The sequence below is a fragment of the Olleya sp. UBA1516 genome, from assembly GCF_002323495.1.
Classification (GTDB): domain Bacteria; phylum Bacteroidota; class Bacteroidia; order Flavobacteriales; family Flavobacteriaceae; genus Olleya.
The window spans coordinates 418,044-442,854 of record NZ_DCQO01000009.1; the positions used below are offsets into that span (position 1 = coordinate 418,044).

Genomic DNA, 24,811 nt, shown 5'->3' on the forward strand with positions numbered 1-24,811 from the left:
AAGTTATCTAACAAAAATACTAAAGCTTATTAGAAAAATATCTTTGTATTAGTAATTATTAACTTAAAACAATAAATAAATGGCAACAAATCTATTAAATCTATTTAAAGATCAATTATCTGATGATGTACTTGGTAACGTTTCTTCAATTTTAGGAGGAGAACAAAAGGATACCATCCAAAAAGGACTTATGGCTGCAGCGCCTGCTTTGTTGGGAGGAATAATGGACAAAACCTCTTCGCCTGAAGGTGCTAAATCTATTTTTAGCATGTTAGGAGACGGAAGTACTGTTGACAACTTAGCAAGTACAATTGGAGTTGGTGGTGCACAATCGGAAGGGTTTTTAAACAAAGGATTAGATTTTGTCAAAAATATATTAGGAGAAAAAGCTTCAGGAGTTATAGACTTGGTAAGCTCTGTATCTGGAATGGGTAAAGATTCGTCTTCATCTATTTTAAATGTTGCAGGTTCTGTTTTAGGAGGAGTCTTAGGAAAGCAAAAAGCTTCAGGGATGGATTTAGGAAGCTTTGTAGGTTTACTATCAAATCAAGGTAGTTTTCTTGATAAGTTTGCTCCTGCTGGATTAGCTTCATTATTAGGTCTAAGTTCATTTTCAGGAATTTCTGATAAATTAGGAAGCTTGGCTAGTGGTGCTTTAGGGTTTGCTGGCAACACTGGAAAAGCTGCTGTTGATGGTGCTGGTAAAATTATTGGTGGTGCTGCAGGAATAGCTGGTAATGCGGGAAAATCCGTTATTGGTGGTGCAGGTAAAGTTGTAGGAGGAGCTGCAGGATTAGCTGGTAATGCAGGTAAAGCTGCTTTTAGTGGAGCAAGCAAAGTTTCAGGAGCTGCTGCTAACACAGCTAATAATGCTGTAAAGTCCGGAGGATCTTTACTAAAAAAGATTTTACCTTGGGCAATCGGTATTATCGGATTGTTACTCGCTTTCTTTTTAATAAAAGGATGTGATAGTGAAAAATCTATAATGGATAATGTAAAAGATGCAGCTAATGAAACTACAGGAGCAATTAAAAATACTGCCAATGGAGTAACTGATGCTGCAGGAAACGTTGTAGATGCTGCTGGTAACGCGATTGATAACACTGTTGATGCTGCTGGTAACGCTATTAGTAAAACAGTAGACGCAGCAGGTAATGCTGTTGATGCAGCTGGAAACACAATTGGTAATGTTGCTGGAGGAATAGTTGATGCTTCTGGAAATGTAGTCAATGCTTTTGGTGAAGCTATTGGAAACTTTTTTAGCTCTGATTTACCTAATGGAACAAAATTAAATATACCTGAAGGCGGATTTGAGGATAACTTTTTAAGCTATATCAAAGACGGAAAAATGGAACCTGGTAAATACTACGCTTTTGATAGATTATATTTTAATACAGGATCTTCATCTTTAGATGCTAATTCTATGAATCAAATTGAAAATGTAGCAGCAATTATGAAAGCTTACCCTAAAGTAAATATCTTATTTAGAGGCCACACAGACAATACTGGATCTGCAGAAGGAAACAAAAGTTTATCTGCTAGTAGAGCATTATCTGTTAAAAACACATTAGTTGAAATGGGAGTCGCTTCGGCACGTATAAATACACAAGGTATGGGATCTATTGATCCTATAGCTGACAATACAACTGCAGAAGGTCGTGCTAAAAATAGAAGAATTGATGTTTCTGTTGTAAAATAGAGAATTATAGTTAGTTAGTTTTAGTTTACTAAAGACTGATAAACACCTGTTTATCAGTCTTTTTTTTGTTGATAAATTTTATATTTTTAACAAAAAAATAAGTTAACTTGATAATATATTAGAGCGTTATAATCCTTAATTGGATTTTAAACGTACATACATTAACTAATAAATTAATTAACATGAAAAAATACTTTTTATTTGCTTTTGCAATTTTTGGATTTGCAACAATTACTTATGCTCAGGATATTTCTGATAATGCTATTGGTTTACGTTTAGGTGATAGTGATGGTTTTGGAGCTGAAGTCTCTTATCAACGTGCTTTAGGAGATAATAACCGATTAGAAGTAGATTTAGGATGGCGTTCTGGTAGTGCTTATGATGGTTTTAAACTTGCTGGTTTATACCAATGGGTTTGGGTATTAGATGGTGACTTTAATTGGTACGCTGGAGTTGGTGGTGGTGTTGGATCGTATAGTTTTGACAATAGCGCTATTGATGATGAAACGTTTGTTTTTGCTGCTGGAGATATTGGAATTGAATATAATTTTGATATCCCATTACAATTATCTTTAGACTTTAGACCAGAATTAGGCTTTGGAGATTACAGAGATGATTTAGATTTTGATATCGCATTAGGAATCCGTTATAGATTTTAAATCAACACTTTATTTATATAAAAAAACCACCTATTAAGGTGGTTTTTTTAATACTATTATTTTAAAACCTTACACTTGTTTAGTGTTTTTTGATAGATAGCTTCATATTGTGGTACAATCTGATGAATATCAAAAGTTTTAGCCTGCTCCTTAGCATTTGCTTTAAACTGTTTTAAAACTGAATCGTCCTTAAGTATTTTTATAGCGTTTTTACTCATACTTTCTACATCACCAACATTACTTAAATAGCCGGAAAAACCTTCTTTATTTACTTCTGGAATACCTCCTGTATTACTAGATATTACAGGTACTCCTGAAGCCATCGCTTCTAAAGCTGATAATCCAAAACTTTCGGTTTTACTTGGTAGTAAAAACAAATCGGAGAAGCAAAGTATCCTATCAATTTCATTACTATTTCCAAAAAAGACAACCTTATCGCTTATACCTAATTTTTCGCATAAACGCTCAGCAGGTTCTTTTTCTGGACCTTCACCTACCATCATTAATTTAGCAGGAATTTCTTTTTGAATATTATTAAAAATATTAATCACATCAGGAATACGCTTTACTTCTCGCATATTACTAATATGTGTAATAATTTTTTCATTATCGTTAGCCATCATTCCACGTTGACAGTCCGTAAAATTATGACTAAACTTATTAATATCTATAAAATTAGTGACTACGTTTATTTCATTTTTAATATCAAATAAACGCAATGTATCATCTTTTAAACTCTGCGATACTGCAGTTACAGCATCTGATTTATTAATACTAAATGTAACAGCTGGTTTATAAAACGGATGACTACCTACTAATGTAATATCTGTTCCATGTAACGTGGTTACGATAGGTAAATAAATATCATCTTCTCTTAACATTTTTTGAGCCATGTAAGCTGCGTATGCATGTGGTATTGCATAATGTACATGTAAAACTTCTATTTGATGAAGCTTAACCATATCTACCAATTTACTAGATAATGCTAACTCATAAGGTTGATAGTGAAACAAAGGATATTCAGGCACATTAACTTCATGAAAATGAACATTATTACCTAATAACTCAAGTCTAACAGGTTGATTATATGTAATAAAGTGAATCTCGTGACCACGTTTTGACAACTCCAATCCTAACTCTGTTGCTACTACTCCACTTCCTCCAAATGTTGGATAACAAACAATTCCTATTTTCATGTAATCTTTATAGTTTTATAACTTGGTCTATATAATTCAAATAACTTTACAATTTAATCTATAATAGCTTCGTAAATTGCTGCCTGAATATTGGTTCTAATATCTTCTCTTAATAATGTATTTGGTCCTTTAGACGTCGGATAAGTCCTATTAGCCATAAATACATACACAATTTCTTGTTCCGGATCTGCCCAAGCATAAGTCCCTGTAAATCCTGAATGACCAAAACTAGTCATACTTACACAACCGCAAGTTGGTCCAGCATCTCCTAATTGTGGCTTATCAAATCCGATACCTCGTCTGTTGTTACTTTCGCAATAATAACAGGTATTAAATTTATCTAAGGTTTCATTTTTAAAGTAACGTTTACCACCATAAAATCCTTTTTGTAAGTACAACTGCATAATCTTAGCAATATCATTAGCATTACTAAATACGCCTGCATGACCACCAACACCATCTTGCATTGCTGCTCCCATATCGTGTACGTAACCTTGTACAGTTTGGTAACGGTAATAATCATCATTCTCTGAAGGTACAATTTTAGTGTCACTAATTTTATCATAAGGATTGTACATTGTATTATTAGCACCTAATGATTTATAAAAATGATCCGCAGTTAACTCATCTAAACGTTTACTATAATGAGATTCTATATATTGCTTTAAAATATAATAAGGCAAATCACTATAGCGATATTTTAATCGTGATAATAGCTCTGTATCTTTAATAATAGTATTAATGGAATCTTTATAGTCATCTCTCATGTAAAGCTCTGGAGCAATTTTTACTGTAAATCCCTTACTTCTAGTTTTTCTATAATATTTAGCCGAAGGTTTACTGGTTTCTGGATCTAAAGTTTTGTAATAAAAAGGAATCCATGGTTTTAATTGGGCATAATGTGACAACATCTTTTTTAAAGTCACATTTTTTTTATTTGAATTTTTATAAGACGGTATAATCTCTGAAAGTTTAGTATCTAAAGACACAATACCTTGCTCTTCTAACTCCATTAATAAAGGTAATGTAGCTACAATTTTAGTTAAAGACGCGATGTCATAAATATCATCAGATTCTACTTTAGTCGAACCTTCATAAGTATGTTTACCAAAGGTTTTATTATAAATCACTTTACCTTTTCTAGCAATAACTAATTGTATTCCTGGTGTCATTTTACCATTGACAGCATAGTTGGCAATCGAGTCAATTTTTTTAAGTGCATAGCTAGACATGCCAACTCGCTCTGGTATTGAATACCCCAAACGCTCTAAAGAATTGGCTTGCTTACCATCACCAACATTAAAAAACTCACCTGCAGAAACTGGTAAAGTTCCTTTTGCAGGAATAGCTCCAAATATTAATTGAGCCGATTTTTCTTGAGCTATTTTACTATTTTGATAACTCACAATAACACTTTCTATATTTGTTACTGTACTTAAATCTAATAAGGCGTATGGCTTAGCAAATATATCTAGAACAACATTATTAGTTCTAGCTATTTCTTGCAACCAAACTAACTCTTTATTTGTAAATTTATAATCTTTCCATGGACTGTCATTTGACTTATGAAAACCAACGATAACGGTATTATAAGATTGAAGCTTTGTAATAAGCTCATCTAAATTATCTGCAGCAATTTCATGAACTTTAGTGTATTTTTTTAACTCTTGATAAAACGTACTTCCAGAATCATCTCCTAAGTTAACATAAGCGATTTTTTTAGTTTCAAGATTTCTAAAAGGTAACTGATTAGTTGTATCTCTTGCTATGGTAATTGCATTTTCCATTAACATTTCATACAACGCATCATCTTTAATTCTGTTTAAATCAGAAACTAAATTATACGTTCCAATTGGCTTGTAGTCATTTAACCCTACTTTGTATTTAGCCATTAATATCTTTTTAACAGAATGTGCTAATCGCGCTTCTGTAATTTCATTTGCATTATAAGCCTCAATAAATTTATTTATGGCAGTAGGAACATCTCCAGACATAAGCATAACGTCATTACCAGCTTTAAAAGCTGCCAAATCGATATCTCCAGGAGCACTAAAATTAGAAGCTCCTTTCATGGTTAATGCATCTGTAAAAATTAAGCCTTTAAAACCTAAACGCTCTTTTAAAATAGACGTCACTATATTTTCTGATAACGTTGAAGGGTATCCATCTCTAGATTCTAGACTTGGTATATTAAGATGAGCCACCATAACACTAGACAAACCTTCTTTTATTAGCTTTTTATAAGGATATAACTCAACCGAATCAATACGTTTTTCGTCAAAACTAACTGTTGGTAGTGTTTTATGAGAGTCTGCTTCCGTATCTCCATGACCAGGAAAATGTTTTGCGTTTGCTAAAACACCAGTACTCTGCATTCCTTTCATAAAGGCTAATGCCTTATCTGTAACGTTATCTCTATCTTCTCCAAAAGATCTGTTACCAATAATCGGATTATTTGGATTAGTGTTAATATCTACAACAGGAGCAAAATTGAAGTGTACACCAATACGCTTACAATGCTCACCTAACTGACGTCCAGTTTGCTCTATTAACTGATTGTTTTTAACAGCACCAAGCGTCATATTCCAAGGAAAAGCATAAGTAGAATCTAATCGCATGCTCAAACCCCATTCTGCATCCATACCAATTAACAATGGTATTTTAGCAGCAGCTTGCAACTCATTATTAAGTTTTGCTTGTCTAACAGGACCTCCTTTTGAGTAAATTAATCCTCCAATTTTGTTGTCTCTAATTAAATTTACAACATTAGTTTTTTCTTGTTCTGATTGACTAGAAAACACCTGAACCATATATAATTGTCCAATTTTTTCTTCTAAAGACATGTTATTATATAAGCTGTCAACCCATTGTTGTTGGGCTACAGGGTTTTTATCTAATAAAGGGTTAGGCGTATCTTGTGCAACCATGACACAAGTAAAACATAAAAATAAGACGAGGGATTTTAAATATTGCATATACTGAATTTGAATTTTATAGTTACACTTTAATGTACAACTAAAAACTATGCCAAATTAGTATATTTATCCCTATTATTAAAGGACTTTAAGATAGATTTATTACCTAATTATAAACCGTTAATCCTAAATAACGTAAGCTTTTTTTAATAGTTATTAATTTAAAAATCTGTTGTGCCAACTTTCGCTTGCTGGTACTTCCCAACTTTCGTTTAACTCTTCAATGTTAGTAACTAAGTTATTAAATACAATTGTGTTTTTAGATACCGCTTTTTGTTTAGCCATTTTTCTAAAATCGGTTAAAGTCTTATGTGCTACAAATTCACCTTGTTTATAAGACACATTCATTTTGTCTAACAAGTCTACATTGTATTCTTTTTCTAATTGCTGAATAAACGTGACAGAAGCATCAATACTACAACCTGTTGCTTTATTTACCTCTTGGTCTAAAGCTAAAATTATAAAACGTTTATATCTAATATCATAGCCAGCTTTTAAGTCGCTACCATGAGCAGTCCAACTTTCGATAAAAATATCTAGCTTAGATTTTATCTCTTCTAATTCGGTATCCGAAAATGAGCGATTAGATTGATAAATCCATACTCTTGATGTTTCTGGTAATGTGTTAAAATCTACTAACATGTTTTTTATCGTTATTCTATTAAATCTATATGTCTGTCGTGGTATCCTAATAAATATAATACACCATCTAATCCTATACTAGAAATAGCACTTTGTGCATTATTTTTCACTTTTGGTTTGGCATGAAATGCAATACCTAATCCTGCTAAATTTAGCATAGGTAAGTCATTAGCTCCATCTCCAACTGCAATGGTTTGACTAATATCTATGCCTTCTTTATTTGCTATATCTTGTAAATATTCGGCTTTTTTATTACCATCTACAATCTCTCCAAGATAGCCACCAGTAAGTAAACCATCTTTTATTTCTAATTGATTAGCGTATACATAATCAATACCTAATTCTTTTTGCAAATAGTGTCCAAAGTAAGTAAAACCACCAGACAAAATTGCTGTTTTAAAACCGTATTTTTTTAAAGTATCTATTAAACGTCTTGCACCTTTAGTAATTGGTAAGTTGATTGCTACGTCATGTAAAACGTCTTCACTTAACCCTTTTAATAATTGCATGCGTTGTTTAAAACTTTCGTTGAAATCAATTTCGCCTTGCATAGCAGACTCTGTAATTGCCTTTACTTCTGCTCCTACTCCTGCTAGCTCGGCAAGCTCATCAATAACTTCGGTTTGTATTAATGTTGAGTCCATATCAAAACACACCAAACGTCTGTTACGTCTATAAATATTATCTTCTTGAAACGCTATATCTACATCTAAATCATGAGAAATTTGCATAAATTTTTCTGTAAACTCCGCTTTGTTTTCAATTTTACCTCTAATGGATAGTTGTATGGATGCTCTTGGATATTCTTCTTCTTTAATTAATGAAGTACGTCCAGTTAAACGCTTGATAGCATCTATATTTAGGTTTTTTTCTGAAATAACTTTAGTCACCTCAGATATTTGTTCTGCTGTTAGTTTTTCTCCTAAAATGGTAATGATGTATCTATCTTTACCTTGTAGTCCTACCCATTTTTCGTAATCCTCTAAAGATATTGGTGTAAATTTAGCTTTAACACCTAACTCATAAGCTTTAAATAATAGATCTTTTAATACTGCTGCGGAGTTGTTACCAGATTCTATCTCAAACATAAAACCCAATGACAACGTATCGTGTATATTAGCCTGACCAATATCTAAAATTTTGGCACCATATTGCGATAAAACGTTAGTTAAACTAGAAGTTAATCCTGGTTTATCTGGTCCTGATATGTTTAGAAGAAATATCTCGTTGGTCATTATTAAACTGCTATTAAAAAGCGACTAAATGCTACTTTTTATTTAATTTCTTTTTTTCTGTTCTGTAAGACATGTAGCCATTAAATAAAGCGAATAACACAAAATGGATTATAAATTTTAAAACCGAAAAAGGCACCTCTTTATAATAATCCCATCCAGCCATTAATAGGGCAAACACCAATCCTGAGATTAAACCTGTAAGTATAAATTTTTTGATATCCATTATAGGTCCTGTGCATTAGCAATTAGCTCGGCAATATCCATAACCTTAATTGTGTTTTCTTTTTCTTTAACTTTTACACCATCAGACATCATGGTCATGCAATAAGGACAACCCGTTGCGATTATATCTGGATTAGTCTCTAAAGCATCTTCTGTTCTTAACTCATTAATATCTTTATCTCCTTTTTCTGGTTCTTTAAACATCTGCGCACCTCCTGCACCACAACATAATGCTGTAGATTTGCTACGTTTCATCTCGATTAAATTTGCATTTAATACAGATAACACGTCTCTTGGTGCTAAATATTCTGAATTTGCACGACCTAAATAACATGGATCATGAAACGTGATACGTTTACCATTAAAGTTGCTATTCTCTATTTGAATAACTTTATTGTCTATTAATTGTTTGATAAATTGTGTGTGGTGTAACACCTCGTAATTACCTCCTAATTCAGGATATTCGTTTTTTAAACAATTAAATGAATGCGGATCGCAGGTTACAATACGTTTTACGTTATATGAGTTAAGCAACTCAATATTCATCATGGCTTGCATTTGAAACAAAAACTCGTTTCCTGCACGTTTTGCTATATCACCAGTTGAGCTCTCTTCTGTGCCTAAAACTGCAAAATTTACTTTTGCTTTGTTTAATATTTTTACAAAAGCTTTGGTGATTTTTTTAGCTCTGTCGTCATAACTTCCTGCTGATCCAACCCAGAATAAAATATCTGGAGTTTTACCTTGGCTCATCATTTCTGCCATAGTTGGCACTATAAGTTGTTCGCTCATAATCTGTTTTATTTAATTGCTGAAAAATCGGTTTTAGCTAATCTTATGTAAATGGATAAAATCTTAATTCCGTTTTCCTTTTTATTTTTTGGATCGTTTTGCTCTAAGCTTGCTAACTTTAGTGCTTGTAACCCTAATTGTTTTGTTTGTTTGTCTGTACAATAGTCGCATAATACTTTTTTAAGTTTTATGTCTTGTACTGCTCCAGACTTGTATTTTATTTGTGTTATAATTTTAAATTGAAGTGAATCTTTTTTATAATCTTGTGCGTTTAGTTGTGTTAAACTAAAACTACTGATTAGTAATATTAAAACTTTATACTTCAATTATATACGTTGTGTTTTTTTATATGTTACTATTAAACCAACACCCATCCCTAAAAGCATTCCTGATATTAATCCACCTAAAAAACCTACCTTATATTTATCTAAAATTAAGAATGATAAAACGCCTAAAGTTGTAGCTATAATGCCTACTATTAGTCTTGTTTTTGATGGTATTTTTAATATAAAACTCATGTTGTGGTTTGCGTTAGCGATAGTAATGACATCCTTTTTTTGCTGCCATATATGGCAAAAAAAGATATAATGGATAGCGCGACCCTTGTGGTAACGCCCAAATTATACTACTCGTCTTTCCAATTTAAACGGTCCATTTGGTTGTAAGGCCAAGGTGCACCATTGTTTTCTATATTGGTCATCATGTTATTTAACTCGGTTGGTGCAGCACTTTGCTCCATTACTAAGTATTGACGCATTTCCATGATAATGTTTAATGGATCAATACTAACTGGACAAGCCTCTACACAGGCGTTACAACTTGTACAAGCCCAAAGCTCTTCGGTTGTAATATAGTCGCCTAATAATTGTTTACCGTCGTCTACAAACGTCCCTTTATTGGCATCTATATTTTTACCTACTTCTTCCAGACGGTCTCTGGTATCCATCATTATTTTACGTGGTGATAGCTTTTTACCTGTTAAGTTTGCTGGACACTCACTTGTACAACGTCCACATTCTGTACACGTGTAGGCATTTAAAAGGTTTACCCATGATAAATCTTGTACGTCACTTGCTCCAAATTTTTCTGGCATTGCTGCTTCTGTACCTTCTGCAGGTGCTGCAAATGGATCTACGTTTGGATCCATCATTAACTTAACCTCTTTAGTTACGGTTGCATTGTTTTTAAATTGTCCTTTTGGTGTAAGCTTACCGTAATATGTATTTGGAAAAGCCAAAAGGATATGTAAATGTTTAGAAAAATATAGGTAGTTTAAAAATACTAAAATACCTACTATGTGAATCCACCATGCTGCACGCTCTATGGTATGCAATGCTGCTTCTGATAATCCACTAAATAATGGTGCTATAAATTGACTGATTACGTTACCTGAATTATAGTCTTGAAAGACTGTGTCTGTTGCATTCATTACTAAAAATAGACACATTAATACGACTTCAAAATACAATATAATATTACCATCAGATTTAGGCCAACCCTTCATCTCTGACTTCATGAAACGTTTTAGTTTAATAACGTTACGTCGCGTCCAAAAAATGATAACTGCTACTAATACTAGTACTGCCAATATCTCAAAACTTCCTATTAAAAAACCGTAAAGTGCTTCTGGAAGTAAGCTATGACCAATCCTGTGTGTACCAAATAAACCATCGATTATAATTTCTAAAACTTCGATGTTTATTATTACAAATCCTACGTAAACAATAACATGTAAAAATCCAGAAATAGGACGTTTAACCATTTTGCTTTGTCCTAAAGCAATGTATGCCATGTTTTTCCAACGTTGTGGTTTATTGTCTGATACGTCAACGTCTTTACCTAGTTTTATGTTTCTGACTAATTTTTTTACATTGTTTGCAAAGTAGCCAATACCTGCAAAAAGTATTATTGCAAAAATTATGTTAGGTATGTATTCCATAGGGTTAGTTTAGTTAGTTTTATTTTGTATTAATCTTTAAGCTCGTTTCCTTCTGCATCGTATTGTTTTGGCTTTTTACCAAATAATGAAAAGTGTACGTAACGTTTAGGGTTTAGTTTCATGTCCTCTAAAAGTTGCTCCATTTGTAATGCTGCGCCTTCTAGGTTTGTATACAAACCATCGTCTTTAAGTAGTTTACCCAATGATCCTTCTCCGTTTTTAACGTTTGCCATCATGGTATTTACACTAGCTAAGGTTGCTTGCAAATCTTCAACCGTTTTTGCTATATCTACTTGGTTTAACTTTTGGCTCATCTGGTTTAGATTGCCACTAGTTTGATTAAAGTTATCCACCATTGTAGTTATGTTTTCGTCATTTTTTTTAACTACAGAGTTAATCGAATACGCTAATCCTTTATAAGATTTTAAGGTAGCATTTAATTCGGCTAACGTATTTTGTAATCCATTTTCAGATTTGTCTGCAATTAAACCATTAAGATTACCCATTAAAGTATCTACCGTTTTTAATGTTCCGTCAAGGTTAGTACTTAATTGAGAGAAGTCACTGGTAAGGCTAGTTACTAAACCTTCCTCTACGTCTGACTGGATTAAATCGCCATCTTTAGCCATTTGATTGTCTTCTGCAGGTTTTATTGCTAAGGCATTACCACCCATTAAACCTGTTTGATACATGCTAATTTTACTGTTTTTAGAAAACTGTAATTGCTTATCTACCGAGAAAGCGACTCTTGTTTTACCAGATTCAAAATCATATTTGATTTCTTTAACCTTACCTACCGTATTCCCTTTTATGGTTACTGGAGCAGATACTGCTAATGAGTTATAATCAAACTCTGTATAATACGTATTGTTAGAATCAAATATATTATTCCCTTTTAGATAACTAAATCCAAAAATGAAAAATATTATTCCAAGAATAACTAATATGGCTGTTTTAACTTCTAGTGATAGTTTCAAGATATGAAATTTAGATTGGTAACAAAATTAGAAAATAATTATAAAAGAATGGGTCTAATTAGACTCGGTTTTTAATGCTTCTGAAAGTTTGATTTGTTTACCATCTTTAAAAGCAACAATATAAGCGTCCTTATAACCTTTATTTTTAGCTTCTATTTGTAGTTTTTGAATCTTATTATAGTCTGAAGTATAACCGTAATAATATTTATAAAGACCACCTGATTTTTCTCTAGAAATATCTTGTAATCCTTTAAAATTATAGGCTTTAGGCTCTAAAGATTTTGAGCTAGCTGCTATTTGAATTTTAAAAACAGTGTTTTTAATTGTTTTTTCCTCTGTCGAAATAGTGTCCACAATAGGTGCTTCCATTACAATACTACCTACATTTTTATCAATTTCGGTTTTATAATCCAAAATTGCATCAGATATAGATTTAGATAAATCTTTTTGTCCTTTAGCCGAGTTTAAATAAGCACCTTCCGCTGTATTAGTAATAAAACCAGTCTCTACCAATACACTTGGCATAACCGTTTGATGTAAAACTATAAATCCAGCTTGCTTTACACCTCTGTTTTTTCTTTTCAATTTATTAGTGAAAGCATTTTGAATTAAAGAGGCTAATTTTATACTTTGATCTAAATATTCTTCTTGCATTAATGATAACCCAATAAAAGATTCTGGTGAGTTTGGATCAAAACCATTATAGTTTTCTTTATAATTTTCTTCTAAATAAACTACTTCGTTTTCTGCTTTAGCAACTTCAAAATTAGTTTTATTACGATGTATTCCTAAAACATAAGTTTCGGATCCTGAAGCTTGTGTATTATGAGCATTACAGTGTATGGATACAAAAAGGTCTGCATTGGCATCATTAGCTATCTTTCCTCTTTTAAATAAATCTACAAAAACATCCGTTTTTCTGGTATACACCACTTTTATATCAGAATTTTTTTCTAATATTTTTCCAACACTTAATACAATATTTAAGGCAATATCTTTTTCTTTCAAACCTGTCTTAGCATGTTTTCCTGGGTCTTTTCCTCCATGTCCAGCGTCCAATACTACAATAAACTTACCATTACTACCTTGTGCATGGCTAGTTTGAAAGCTATTAAATGTTAATACTATTATAAAGGATACTATAAGTTTAAAAATGTTCGTTTGCATAGATGTTATAACCAATTTATTTTGCGTTTAGTATGATTTATAAATTTTAACGAATATTAAAACATTCACAAAAAAATATATGTAGTTTTGTCAATTCAAATACCAAGCCATACTTTTACAAAAATACATTTAAAAGCGTTGCGTACACATAGTCTTAACATACTTTTTACTTTGAGTTTTACAGTGTTTATTAACACTCTAGGCTTTGCGCAAGGAGAAATCCCTAAAAAGGGCGTTGATTTACCTGCAGTAAAAACAACCGAATTACAAGTCAATACAATAATTGACACTACAAAAACTGACAAAGATATTCCTTTACTGTCAGAAAAAGCTAGCGATAGCACTACTGTAGATACCATAAAAGTCAAACCTTTATTATCTAGTACTGTTTCCTATAAAGCTACGGATTACATGTCTTATAAGAAAAAGGAATCCAAAATGCATCTTTATAATGAAGCTGAAGTGCTTTATGAAGATATGGAAGTTACTGCTGGTCATATTATTTTAGATTTTAATAAAGATTTAATTTATGCCAAAGGTATTATTGACGATTCTACTAAACTTTACAAACAGCGACCTGTATTTAAACAAGGCGAAAATGTAATAGAACCAGATTCTATTGTATTTAATACAGTTACTAAACAAGGGTTAATATATAATTCTGTTACCGAACAAAATGGTGGTACATTAATAACAGAAACTACTAAAAAAGTAAATGACTCGGTTTATTATTTAAAAAATGCAAAATTTACAACTGCTGAAGATTTAGAAGATCCAGAATACTATTTTTTAATTAGAACAGGTAAATTAGTGCCTGGTAGTAAAGTTATTACTGGACTAACTAACTTATTTATATATGATGTACCAACACCTATAGGATTACCTTTTGCCTTTTTTCCTTTAACCAAAAAGCAAACGTCAGGTGTTATTTTTCCTAGTTTTGGAGAGGATGGTAATCGTGGGTACTTTTTACAAAATGGTGGATATTATTTTGCTATTAGTGATTATTTTGATTTAGCCTTATTAGGTGATTATTATACCAATGGTAGCTATGGTTTAAGAGTAGAAAACAAATACGCAAGACGTTATAAATTTAGAGGTAATCTAGCCTTTAGATATGAAAACTTAATTACCAGTGAACGTGGTTTTCCGGATTATGCAAAAACAACTATTTATAACTTACGTTGGTCACATCAACAAGATGCAAAAGCTAATCCAAATGCTAGATTCTCGGCTAACGTTAACTTAGGTAGTCAAAATTACTACCAACAATCTATCAACCAAATCAACTTACCTAGTACACAAAATAATACGTTAGCGTCTTCTATTGCTTATTCCAAAACATTTCTGGGTGAGCCTCAGGTTAACATAAACTTGACTGCATCGCATTCTCAAAACACTCAAACAGGAGCTATTAACATGACCTTACCAACTTTTCAAGGTAGTATTGGTCGTATTTTCCCGTTTGCACCTAAAGAAGGTACAAAAAAGGGGATGCTGCAAAATATAAACGTCCAGTACAATTTAAGAGCAGAAAATAGAATTACCACTACAGACGAATTTTTCTTTAAAAGTGAAATGTTTGATGATGCTAAAATAGGTGCACAACACTCGATTCCACTATCAACCAACTTTAAAGTATTTAAATATTTTAGTATGAGTGCAAGTGCAAACTTTAACGAAGTTTGGACATTAAACACTGTAAACAAATATTATGATGCAGATGAAGAAGAAATTGTAACAGAAGATATTAATGGCTTTGACAGCTTTAGAACTTATAATTTTTCTACGAGTTTAGGAACAACAATTTATGGTATGTTTAACTTTGATAAGAAAAAACAAGGTAAAAAGCTACAAGCAATTAGACACGTAATAAGACCATCTATTAGTTATAACATTAATCCGGCATTTGATAATTATTACGATACAGTAGAAGTTATAGATGCTGATGGTACTACACAATCAGAATATACACGTTTTGAAAATAATCTTTTTGGAACACCTAACAACAACTACTCTAGTTCTATTGGAATTGGAGTTTCAAATAACTTTGAAGCTAAGGTGCGCGATAAGGACTCCACAGTAGTCGAACCTAAAAAGATAATACTACTTAACAACTTAAACTTTTCAACTTCTTACAACGTTGCTGGTGACTCTTTAAACTGGAGTCCGATTAGAGTTACAGGAGGTACACAACTGTTTAATAATAAAATGAATATAAACTTTGGTGCCACTTTAGATCCTTACGCCTTAGATAATAATAATGTTAGAATCAATACGTATAACATTGACAATAACGGAAGTTTATTTAGAATGACAAGTGCTAACCTAACCATGGGTTATTCTTTTGATAGTAAAGGATTAAGTGCTTCTAGAGATGAAAATGAAAATTCAAGAAACGAACGCTTATTAAGTGGAGGTCGTGATGATGATTTATTTGGTGTCTCTCAGGATTTTGCGGACTCTAGATTTTTAGATGATGATAAAGATGAAGATAAAGAGGAAGAACCAAGTGAACTTTACAACTATGGAATTCCTTGGAATTTTAGATTAGCCTATGCCATAAACTACTCCAATAATGCACGACAAAACGAAATTTCTTCACACTCGTTAATGTTCTCTGGAGATTTAGATATTGCACCACGTTGGTCTATTGGAGGATCATCAAGTTATGATTTTAAAAACAAAGGATTTGGTTTAACACAATTACGTTTTCAAAGAGATCTTTTAAGCTGGCGAATGAATTTTACTTGGGTTCCTTTTGGTACTTATAACCGTTGGAATTTCTTTATAGGAATCAAGTCTAGTATATTACAAGATTTAAAATACGAGCAACGTCGTAAACCTGATGAAGGTTTATAAACTAACTTTAAGCTAATACATCACTTTACTTTTATGAAAAAGATAATTACAACATCAAAAGCACCTGCTCCAATTGGACCTTACAATCAAGCAGTTTTAAGTGGCAATACGTTATACACTTCTGGACAAATAGCTTTACATCCTGAGACAGGAGAGCTTGTCATGGATGATATTAAAACAGAAACAAAACAAGTCATGGAAAATATGAAAGCAGTATTAGAAGCTGCAGACATGACTTTTGAGCACGTTATAAAAACGTCAATATTTATAAGTGACATGCATAACTTTGCACAAATAAATGAAGTTTATGGTACTTATTTTAAAGATGAAACTGCTCCTGCAAGAGAGACAGTAGAAGTTGCTAACCTGCCTAAGTTTGTTAATGTAGAAATTAGTATGATTGCTGTTAAATAGCTTTAATTAAAAGCTCTGCAGTTGCTAAGTTTGTAGCTAAAGGTACATCGTGCACATCACAAAGACGCATCAACATTAATACATCAGGCTCATGTGGATGTTTTTCTAGAGGATCTCTAAAAAACAATACCATATGGCATTTACCCTCTGCTACTCTAGCTGCTATTTGTGCGTCTCCACCCATTGGTCCTGACAACATCCTTAACACTTCAAAACCTGCTTTTTTAACTTTTTTACCAGTAGTTCCTGTAGATATTAGAGAGATTTCTTTTTGAAGTAATATCTTTTTATGTTCGTTTAAAAACTGAACCATTTCAGCTTTTTTACCATCGTGTGCAATTATAGCTATCTCCATTTATTTAATATTATTGGTATGAAAGGCAACCAAACCTTCAATTGGCCTTCTTTCAAAATTTCCTACTTTAAAATTTAGCTCTTCAGCAACTGCTTTGATTTCTTTTTGACAGAAAAACGCTATAGACCCAGCAAAATGTACAGGAACCGTTTTTAATTCTTCCTTATATTGCAAAATCATATTTTTAGCAAAACGTCTTATTCCTGATTTTATTAATTCTACTATATATTTAGAATCTTTGTTTAAAATCATAAACTCAGCAAATTGCGCTAAATAGGCATTTGGATTAGGCTGTTTGTATAAATTGTATTTAATATAATCGGCCTCAAGGTTAAACTTATCTGCAAATGCAATTCTGATATCTTCTGGCATATGATTGTAGTAATAGTCGCGTAACAACTCTTTACCATAATAGTTTCCTGAAGCATCATCCATAATACTATATCCTAATGATTTAACACGTTGGTGTAATTTATTACCATCAAAATAACTACAATTAGATCCTGTTCCTAAAATACAAACTACAGCAGCTTCTGTTGGATTATTAATGGTTGCATAAACTGCAGCCATAGTATCCTCGTCCACTAAAACATCTGCATTTGGAAAAAACTCTTGCAGAATAACTTTTAACATTAGTCTTGGTTTTTCTGTACCACAACCTGCTCCATAAAAAAAAACATGCGTTACAACCTCTTGATTATCCTTTAATGCAGGACTATTTTTTAAGATTTTTTTTATTTTCTTTTCGCTTAGTATTGCAGGATTTAAACCTTTAGTACGAATTTTTTCTAATAATTGGTTTCCGTTTTTATCAACTGCTATCCAATCACATTTTGTAGAGCCACTATCAACAACTAAAATCATATTTTGAAATATTTATGGTAAGATAAAAAAAAGCACAGTAAAAAAGATTAATAAAATCTATTTACTGTGCTTAAATTACATAATGTTACACGTATTATAGTGTATTAATTTTTTGAGCTAAGTCAACTAATTTATTAGAATATCCAAACTCATTATCATACCATGATACTAATTTGAAAAACTTAGAGTTTAACTCGATTGCAGAGTCTGCATCAAAAACACTTGTTTGCACTTCGCTAACAAAATCTTGAGACACTACTGCATCTTCAGTATAACCTAAAACACCTTTCATGGCACCTTCCGAAGCTTTTTTCATAGCTGCTTTAATGTCTTCTAAAGATGTTTCTTTTTTAGTTCTAACCGTTAAATCTACTACAGATACATCAACTGTTGGTACTCTAAAAGCCATACCAGTTAATTTACCATCTAATTCTGGAATTACTTTTCCTACTGCTTTTGCAGCTCCTGTAGATGTTGGAATAATATTATTTAATGCACTACGACCTAAACGGTAATTTTTACGTGAAGGTGCATCCACAGTAAATTGTGTAGACGTTGCTGCGTGAATTGTAGTCATTAAAGCTTCTTCTATTCCAAAGTTATCTTCAATTACTTTAGCGATTGGCGCTAAACAGTTAGTTGTACAAGACGCGTTAGACACGATTGTATCAGCTGCAGTTAATTTATCGTCATTTACACCCATAACAAACATTGGTGCATCTTTACTTGGTGCAGAGATTACTACTTTTTTAGCACCACCTTCAATATGGTAGTTAGCTGTTTCTAAAGTTGTAAAAATACCTGTACATTCTGCAACTACATCTGCTCCTGCTTGATCCCATTTTAAGTTTTTTGGATCTTTTTCTGCTGTAATACGAATCGTTTTTCCGTCAACAACAAGGTTTCCGTCTTTTACTTCGATAGTACCATCAAATCTTCCGTGTACAGAATCGTATTGTAATAAGTAAGCTAAGTGATCTACATCTAATAAATCGTTAATTGCAACAACCTCTACGTCACTACGTTTTACTGTCGCTCTAAATACGATACGACCAATTCTACCAAATCCGTTAATTCCTAATTTTAATGTTGACATATTATTTTTTTTATTTGTAATCAGTTTATATTATGTGGTCATGATATCTGACACACGTATCAATTCTTCGTTAATTTTTGATTTTCCTTTTACAGCTTGTTCTAAAGGCGTTAATTGTATAGTATCGCTTAACAATCCAACCATGTAATTAGATTTACCTTCTAGAAGACTTTCTACTGCCTTAACACCCATTCTACTTGCTAAAACACGATCAAAACATGAAGGAGATCCACCACGTTGCATGTGACCTAATACAGATACACGCACTTCATATTCTGTCATGTTTTCTTCAACGTAATCTTTAAGTTCAAAAACATTTTTACCAATTTTATCACCTTCAGCTACGACTACAATACTAGACGATTTACCAGATAATTTACTACGTCTTAAAGACTCTAACAATCTATCTAAACCTAAATCCTCTTCAGGGATTAAAATTTCTTCTGCTCCTGCTCCAACACCAACATTTAATGCAATATGCCCAACGTCACGACCCATAACCTCGACAAAAAATAGTCTGTTATGAGAACTTGCTGTATCTCTAATCTTATCAATAACTTCTACAACCGTATTTAAAGCAGTATCATAACCTAATGTATGTGATGTACCATAAATATCATTATCTATAGTTCCTGGTATTCCCATTACTGGGAAATCAAATTCTTGATTAAAGATTAGGGCTCCTGTAAATGTACCATCACCACCTACTACTACTAAGGCATCAATGTTTGCTTCTTTTAGAGCATTGTATGCTTTTTGACGTCCTTCTTTAGTACGAAACTCTTTAGATCTTGCCGATTTTAAAACAGTACCACCTTTATTAATAATACCCTTTACGTTACGTGCTGTTAATTCTTTGAAGTCTCCTTCTATCATTCCTTCATAGCCACGATATATTCCTGCACATTCTATGTTATAGTATGCACAAGTTCTGGCTACAGATCGGATGGCTGCATTCATCCCTGGAGCATCTCCTCCAGAAGTCATTACAGCTATTTTTTTTATGGTTTTTGACATGTATTTTTTATTATCAAAGTAAAATTACTAAACAAATATTATATATGACATCGCTTTTAACAAAATTTTGCAATAAGCGCAAAACTATAACGTTTTCGTTAATAACTTAATAAAATACAGGCTGTTAAATGAAGAAAAATACAGAATTGATAATCTGTTATTCCTCTTCTTTGATAATCATATTTTGAGGAAAGGGAGCATTGTTTTCAGATTTTTTTTCTGGAGTTTCGTCCTCCAAAATAACACCTTCGTTATCCTCTTCGTCTACTTTTGAAGGGTTGAAAATTTTTCGCATTAATTCGCCAAAAGTATCAAACGAGACACTATAAGATAAACCAACACCTTGTGTGTATCCAATTTCTTCTCCAAAGTTTCTGATACTGTTTTCGCGATTAAACACTTTTGCGGTAAGTGTACCTTCTTCGTTTAATAAAAAGTCTACTTGAACGTCTCCTGCAATAACAGAATCACCTAAACCACCAACAGGAACACCAACCTTACCATTAATTAATACACGATCAGATATTTTGGTTTGCAATGTTAGACCAACACGATTGTCTGTTTGATATTCTGGGTTATTGGTTCCAGCTTCAAAATTTACACCAATATCAAATTTACCGTCACCACTAGATAATAGGTTATTAACTAATCCATTTAATCGCTCAGTTAATGTTCCCGTAAAATTAATATCGTTTAATCCACTACTAAACGCACCAGTTGCAATTAAAAATAAGGCTTGACTTTCTTTTTCTTCATTTGTATCAAGCCTATAATCAAGCTCTGATTTAATAGTCGAACTTGTTGTTGGAAAGTCAAATTGGTAGTTAATTTCTGGTCTTTCTAATCGATCAGATAAAGCTAAAGTAAGCTCTACAGGAATGCTTCTATTAATTGGACTATCTAATAATGGTGATGGATTGGCACGTGTTAAATATTTAGCCTCAATGTTTATTATAGCGTCTAATGGCTTACCATTCCATGCTAGTGTACTTGTATATGGCTCTACAATAAATTTTTTCTGAATAACGCCTCCATAAAAGAAGTTGTAAACGCCTTCATAAACCACAAAGTCACCATACATATTAAATTTATTATTGGTATTTATTTCAATTAATAAACCACCAACACCACGTCCTTTAATTGTACTACCAGAACTTTTATCGATTACTATTTCTATTTCAGCTTCTTCGGTTACATCCAATTCAAAGTTTAAATCTAAACCAGTGTCTGTTTGATTTTCCAAAACAATACCTTCTTTTTTGGCTTGCTTTTCTTCTGGACTTAAAAAATGAATGATTGAATTATCACCAAAGGACTCGTTATCATTTAATGGTATTTTAAAGACTGTACCTTTTTTAGTTTCACCAATAACATTGATGCTTAAACTCTCTGTTGGTCCAAAAATTGAGGCTGATCCACCAATAAATCCTGTACCATAATATAAAGACTCTTCTGTTTCTTTAGTATCTAATACTAATAAACGTTGTGTTTCTAGGTTTAAATCTAATTTCCAATTTGAAAAATTAGTATGACTAATACTTCCGTCTAAAACACCTTTTGAGTCTTCTTTTGTATCTGTAATATTTATGGTATTAAATATAAAACTTTGATTTTTTAAAGTTACAGAAGCTTTATCTTGAAAAGCATAATCTACATTTAAATAAGGCACACCTAATCCACCTTTATCTATATTTAATTGTCCGTTAAAATTAGGTTTATCTAAACTACCTACCACTTTAGCTGTTCCAAAAACATCTCCTCTGATATCGCTTAAAACACCTTCTAGGAAAGGGTTAAGTATTTTTAAACTGAATTTATTGAAATCCAAATCCACATCAATATAGGCATCATCTGCAGCAATATTTATATTACCTTTTGCTGTAAATGAATTGGTGTCATCATCCTTAATCTTGGCATCTACAATGTAATTAGATAATGTAGCGTTACCTGTAATTTTAGCATCAAAAGATCCTAAAAAAGTGTCGTTGACTTCTAAATTATCAATGGTTATTGCAGAATTTGGTAAATAGTTTCCGTTTTGTTGTAAAACATCAAGATTACCATTAATATTACCTGCTAAGGTAAGACCATCAAAATCGGGAACAATTTTATTTAAATCGACATCTTTAAAATTTAATTTTATGTCTTTGTAAGTTGAGTCTTTTATAGTTCCGGCTAGTTTAATTTCTTCATTTTCATGATTCATAACTAACTCCTCAATTTTAAAATCTTTAAAATCTCTGTCAAATATTACTTTATTTAACTTGTTTTTTTCTTCATTAACATACCATTTATTACCTTTAAAAGTAACATCACTCTTTTTAAAACCAACTACAGATTGGTTATCTTTATTGATAGTATGATAAAAACTTAAGTTATAAAAATCGTCATTACGTTTACCTCCTTTAAACTCTGATCTCATAAACAAAGTATCATTTAAAGTCACGTTAATTAAGTTAAATTTGGACACGCTGTAGTGCTTGGTGTACACGCTATCAACTTCTACGTAAGTATTAAATAAAGGGTTATTATTATCTACTTGCACCTCAATTGCATCTGCAAAATAGTCTAACAATTTAATCTTAGGAGATTTAAACGTTAGTTTAAATGCTTTTTCGTTACTCTCTACACGACCTTTAATAAAAGTGTTTGCGCCTACTTCTACTTCTGGTAAAAAGACTTCAATAATTTTATTATAAATTTTAAAATTAAAGTCTACATATTGATTACCCTTGATTTTATTAGGAACGTAATTGGTGTAAATACTTTTAAGCGAATTTTCAAAAAGTAGCCCTAAGTCATTAAATTTAAAGTTTCCTTTTAGTTGTCCTTCCACAATTTCTGGAGAGTTTACTTTAATAAATCGCTCGTTGTCCAAAAACTCTGAACTAATAGCAAAATCCTTAAATGTATAGGTGTCGTTCTCATTTTTATACACTGTATTTTTAAAATTGATACTACCAAATGCATCATCGATATTATTAGCAGTCATTTTCATGTCCACTATACCTTTAAACTCTGATTGTTGGTCTCTGTTATAAAAATTAAGTGCTTTTAAGTTGGCATACTCAACTTTGGCTTCAAAATCAAAAGTTCTAACATTTTTAGATAAATCTGCTAATCCATTAAACTCTAGTTGTAAATTTTTGTCGTTAGCAACTAATTTACCATTAAACTTACTTTGTTTGTATTGACCATTAACTACAATACCTTGGTAAGTATATTTGTTATAATTTATACTGTAAATGTCACCTTTTAGTTGAGTTTTTAAATTTTCTTTTTTAAAACCAACACCATCAACATCTACATTTAACGAGGTGTTACCTAAATTGGGATCGTCTAACATTTTACCCAAATTAAACTCGTCCAAAATAATATTACCTTTATAGGATGCATAATCAATATTATCAATGTTAGACATCTCTAAATTGGAATTTACGTAACCTAAAGAGGTGCTTATCTCTAGATCTGCTTTTATCTTTTGTGTTGTAATATTAGTGTTTCCAACCACCTTAAAGTTTCCTAACTTATCAAATATGGTTGGTATTGATTGTCCTAATACATTAGGTAACAATGCTTTTAAGTCTTTATAATTAGAAGACAAATTTTCAAAATCACCTTGCATAGCAAAGTTATTATCTTCAGCATTAAATAGGTTTTTAAAATTAAGTGTTCCGTAAATTTTAGTGTTTCGACTGGTCTCTAATTTTAAATTTTGCGCAGTTAGATTGTTAAGTGTGCCATATAATTTTGTCGAAAAATCTGCTCTTTGGTTTATACCAAATTCGTTGTAAAACACATTTAATTCGTCTAATAAAACGCTTCCTTCTGTAAAATTAGCCTCTACTTTAACTTTGTCTTCAAACTCTTTAAAATCTGCTCTGTTATAACTAAATATTAAATCTCCTTGCAGATAAGACTGTGGTGTTTTTAAATTTAAGTCGTCAAAACGCATTTGAGATAAAGTATACGAAAAATTAGAGGTTAGATTTTCTAATTTTAAACCACGACTATCTACAAATTGCATGGTATTTATTCTGGTTTTGACATCACTACCATCAATTACAAAATTGGTTCCATTTAAATTTATACCATGAAAATTTAGTATCTCTGGTGTCTCCTTATTATAGTTTATAAAATTAAACGTTCCGTTAGAAATTGTTACATCACTAGAGGATAATAAAAAGGTGCTTTTTTCTGGTCTAGGATTGTCGTCGTCAAATCTAGCAACAAAAACATCAAGATTAGTATCTGTTTCGTCCTTATAAGTAACGATATTAAAAATTAAATCTTCTAAATCAATATCTGCAAAATTTAATTTTCCTTTATATAAATTTTTAAAATTAACTATGGATGTATTTAGCTGGCTTGCACTAATTAATGTATCCTTTTTATAATCTCTAATTAATACGCCTTTAATCTCAACTTCTCCATTAAACTGTAAACCAATCTTTTCTATATTAATATTAGTTTTATATTGCTCATTTACCCAATTAGTGGCAGATTTACCTAAACGCGTTTGAACCGCAGGAATAGATAGAACTAACACCACAATGACGAATAACAATAGCAAGATAGCTATCAGTTTACCTATTATTTTGAGAATTTTTTTGATATTGCTTTTAAAGTTAAAAATTATACGGAATACCTTACTTTTGTAATTATTATAACAAATGTAATTGAGTTGTTAAACATTTCAT

The 24,811-nt window shown here is 31.8% G+C and carries 20 protein-coding genes; 4 read left to right on the top strand and 16 right to left on the bottom strand.

Annotated features, from left to right (window positions below; translation table 11 throughout):
- Positions 1-79 precede the first annotated feature (79 nt).
- Entirely contained in the window at positions 80-1,699 is a 1,620-nt protein-coding gene (locus tag B2989_RS06115; protein WP_292945668.1) for an OmpA family protein, read from the top strand.
- Between the two features lie 182 nt (positions 1,700-1,881).
- Positions 1,882-2,358 (top strand): hypothetical protein, encoded by a 477-nt coding sequence (locus tag B2989_RS06120; RefSeq protein ID WP_145001632.1) that lies wholly within the window; start codon positions 1,882-1,884, stop codon positions 2,356-2,358.
- A 56-nt stretch (positions 2,359-2,414) separates the two neighbouring features.
- Here the strand turns inward: B2989_RS06120 and bshA are convergent, their stop codons facing one another.
- The 11 genes from bshA to B2989_RS06175 form a co-directional block, all read right to left on the bottom strand.
- Positions 2,415-3,554 carry an N-acetyl-alpha-D-glucosaminyl L-malate synthase BshA gene (gene bshA / locus B2989_RS06125; RefSeq protein ID WP_292945675.1) on the bottom strand — a complete coding sequence of 380 codons (1,140 nt, stop codon included), beginning with the start codon at positions 3,552-3,554 and terminating at the stop codon, positions 2,415-2,417.
- A 53-nt stretch (positions 3,555-3,607) separates the two neighbouring features.
- Complete coding sequence (locus B2989_RS06130) at positions 3,608-6,481, bottom strand: glycoside hydrolase family 3 N-terminal domain-containing protein (RefSeq protein WP_292945678.1); 2,874 nt, start codon at positions 6,479-6,481, stop codon at positions 3,608-3,610.
- Positions 6,482-6,685: 204 nt separating this feature from the next.
- Positions 6,686-7,171 carry an ABC transporter ATPase gene (locus tag B2989_RS06135; RefSeq protein WP_292945681.1) on the bottom strand — a complete coding sequence of 162 codons (486 nt, stop codon included), beginning with the start codon at positions 7,169-7,171 and terminating at the stop codon, positions 6,686-6,688.
- Positions 7,172-7,182: 11 nt separating this feature from the next.
- Positions 7,183-8,406, bottom strand: coding sequence for a phosphoserine phosphatase SerB (serB, locus tag B2989_RS06140; protein ID WP_145001627.1), 1,224 nt, complete (start codon positions 8,404-8,406; stop codon positions 7,183-7,185).
- 31 nt (positions 8,407-8,437) lie between these two features.
- Positions 8,438-8,629, bottom strand: a complete 192-nt coding sequence (locus B2989_RS06145; RefSeq protein WP_292945685.1) for a hypothetical protein — start codon at positions 8,627-8,629, stop codon at positions 8,438-8,440.
- A complete protein-coding gene (locus tag B2989_RS06150; RefSeq protein ID WP_292945688.1) occupies positions 8,629-9,420 on the bottom strand; it encodes a (Fe-S)-binding protein in 792 nt (263 codons plus the stop codon). Before B2989_RS06150 ends, B2989_RS06145 begins: the two co-directional genes overlap by 1 nt.
- An 8-nt stretch (positions 9,421-9,428) precedes the next feature.
- Entirely contained in the window at positions 9,429-9,746 is a 318-nt protein-coding gene (locus B2989_RS06155) for a hypothetical protein (RefSeq protein WP_292945691.1), read from the bottom strand.
- Complete coding sequence (locus B2989_RS06160) at positions 9,747-9,938, bottom strand: hypothetical protein (protein ID WP_292945693.1); 192 nt, start codon at positions 9,936-9,938, stop codon at positions 9,747-9,749.
- 107 nt (positions 9,939-10,045) lie between these two features.
- A complete protein-coding gene (locus B2989_RS06165) occupies positions 10,046-11,359 on the bottom strand; it encodes a (Fe-S)-binding protein (RefSeq protein WP_292945696.1) in 1,314 nt (437 codons plus the stop codon).
- A gap of 29 nt (positions 11,360-11,388) precedes the next feature.
- Complete coding sequence (locus B2989_RS06170; protein ID WP_292945699.1) at positions 11,389-12,336, bottom strand: MlaD family protein; 948 nt, start codon at positions 12,334-12,336, stop codon at positions 11,389-11,391.
- A gap of 54 nt (positions 12,337-12,390) precedes the next feature.
- On the bottom strand, positions 12,391-13,503 hold the full coding sequence (locus B2989_RS06175; RefSeq protein WP_292945702.1) for an N-acetylmuramoyl-L-alanine amidase family protein: 1,113 nt from the start codon (positions 13,501-13,503) through the stop codon (positions 12,391-12,393).
- Positions 13,504-13,590: 87 nt separating this feature from the next.
- Between B2989_RS06175 and B2989_RS06180 the strand changes: the two genes are divergently transcribed.
- On the top strand, positions 13,591-16,365 hold the full coding sequence (locus tag B2989_RS06180; protein WP_292945705.1) for a putative LPS assembly protein LptD: 2,775 nt from the start codon (positions 13,591-13,593) through the stop codon (positions 16,363-16,365).
- A gap of 33 nt (positions 16,366-16,398) precedes the next feature.
- Positions 16,399-16,779: a RidA family protein gene (locus tag B2989_RS06185; RefSeq protein ID WP_145001619.1), complete on the top strand. Its 381-nt coding sequence runs from the start codon at positions 16,399-16,401 to the stop codon at positions 16,777-16,779.
- Here B2989_RS06185 and B2989_RS06190 read toward each other — a convergent pair.
- From B2989_RS06190 to B2989_RS06210, 5 genes are all read right to left on the bottom strand, one after another.
- Positions 16,772-17,134 (bottom strand): methylglyoxal synthase, encoded by a 363-nt coding sequence (locus tag B2989_RS06190; protein WP_145001618.1) that lies wholly within the window; start codon positions 17,132-17,134, stop codon positions 16,772-16,774. The two genes, B2989_RS06185 and B2989_RS06190, sit on opposite strands and share 8 nt — an antisense overlap.
- The gene (locus B2989_RS06195) at positions 17,135-17,998 is read right to left on the bottom strand and encodes an N-acetylglucosamine kinase (protein WP_292945715.1); all 864 of its coding nucleotides are present in this window, start codon (positions 17,996-17,998) and stop codon (positions 17,135-17,137) included.
- A 94-nt stretch (positions 17,999-18,092) separates the two neighbouring features.
- Positions 18,093-19,094: a type I glyceraldehyde-3-phosphate dehydrogenase gene (gene gap / locus B2989_RS06200; protein WP_145001616.1), complete on the bottom strand. Its 1,002-nt coding sequence runs from the start codon at positions 19,092-19,094 to the stop codon at positions 18,093-18,095.
- A 30-nt stretch (positions 19,095-19,124) separates the two neighbouring features.
- Entirely contained in the window at positions 19,125-20,111 is a 987-nt protein-coding gene (gene pfkA, locus B2989_RS06205) for a 6-phosphofructokinase (protein ID WP_145001615.1), read from the bottom strand.
- A gap of 157 nt (positions 20,112-20,268) precedes the next feature.
- A complete protein-coding gene (locus tag B2989_RS06210; protein WP_292945858.1) occupies positions 20,269-24,684 on the bottom strand; it encodes a translocation/assembly module TamB domain-containing protein in 4,416 nt (1,471 codons plus the stop codon).
- Between the last annotated feature and the right edge of the window lie 127 nt (positions 24,685-24,811).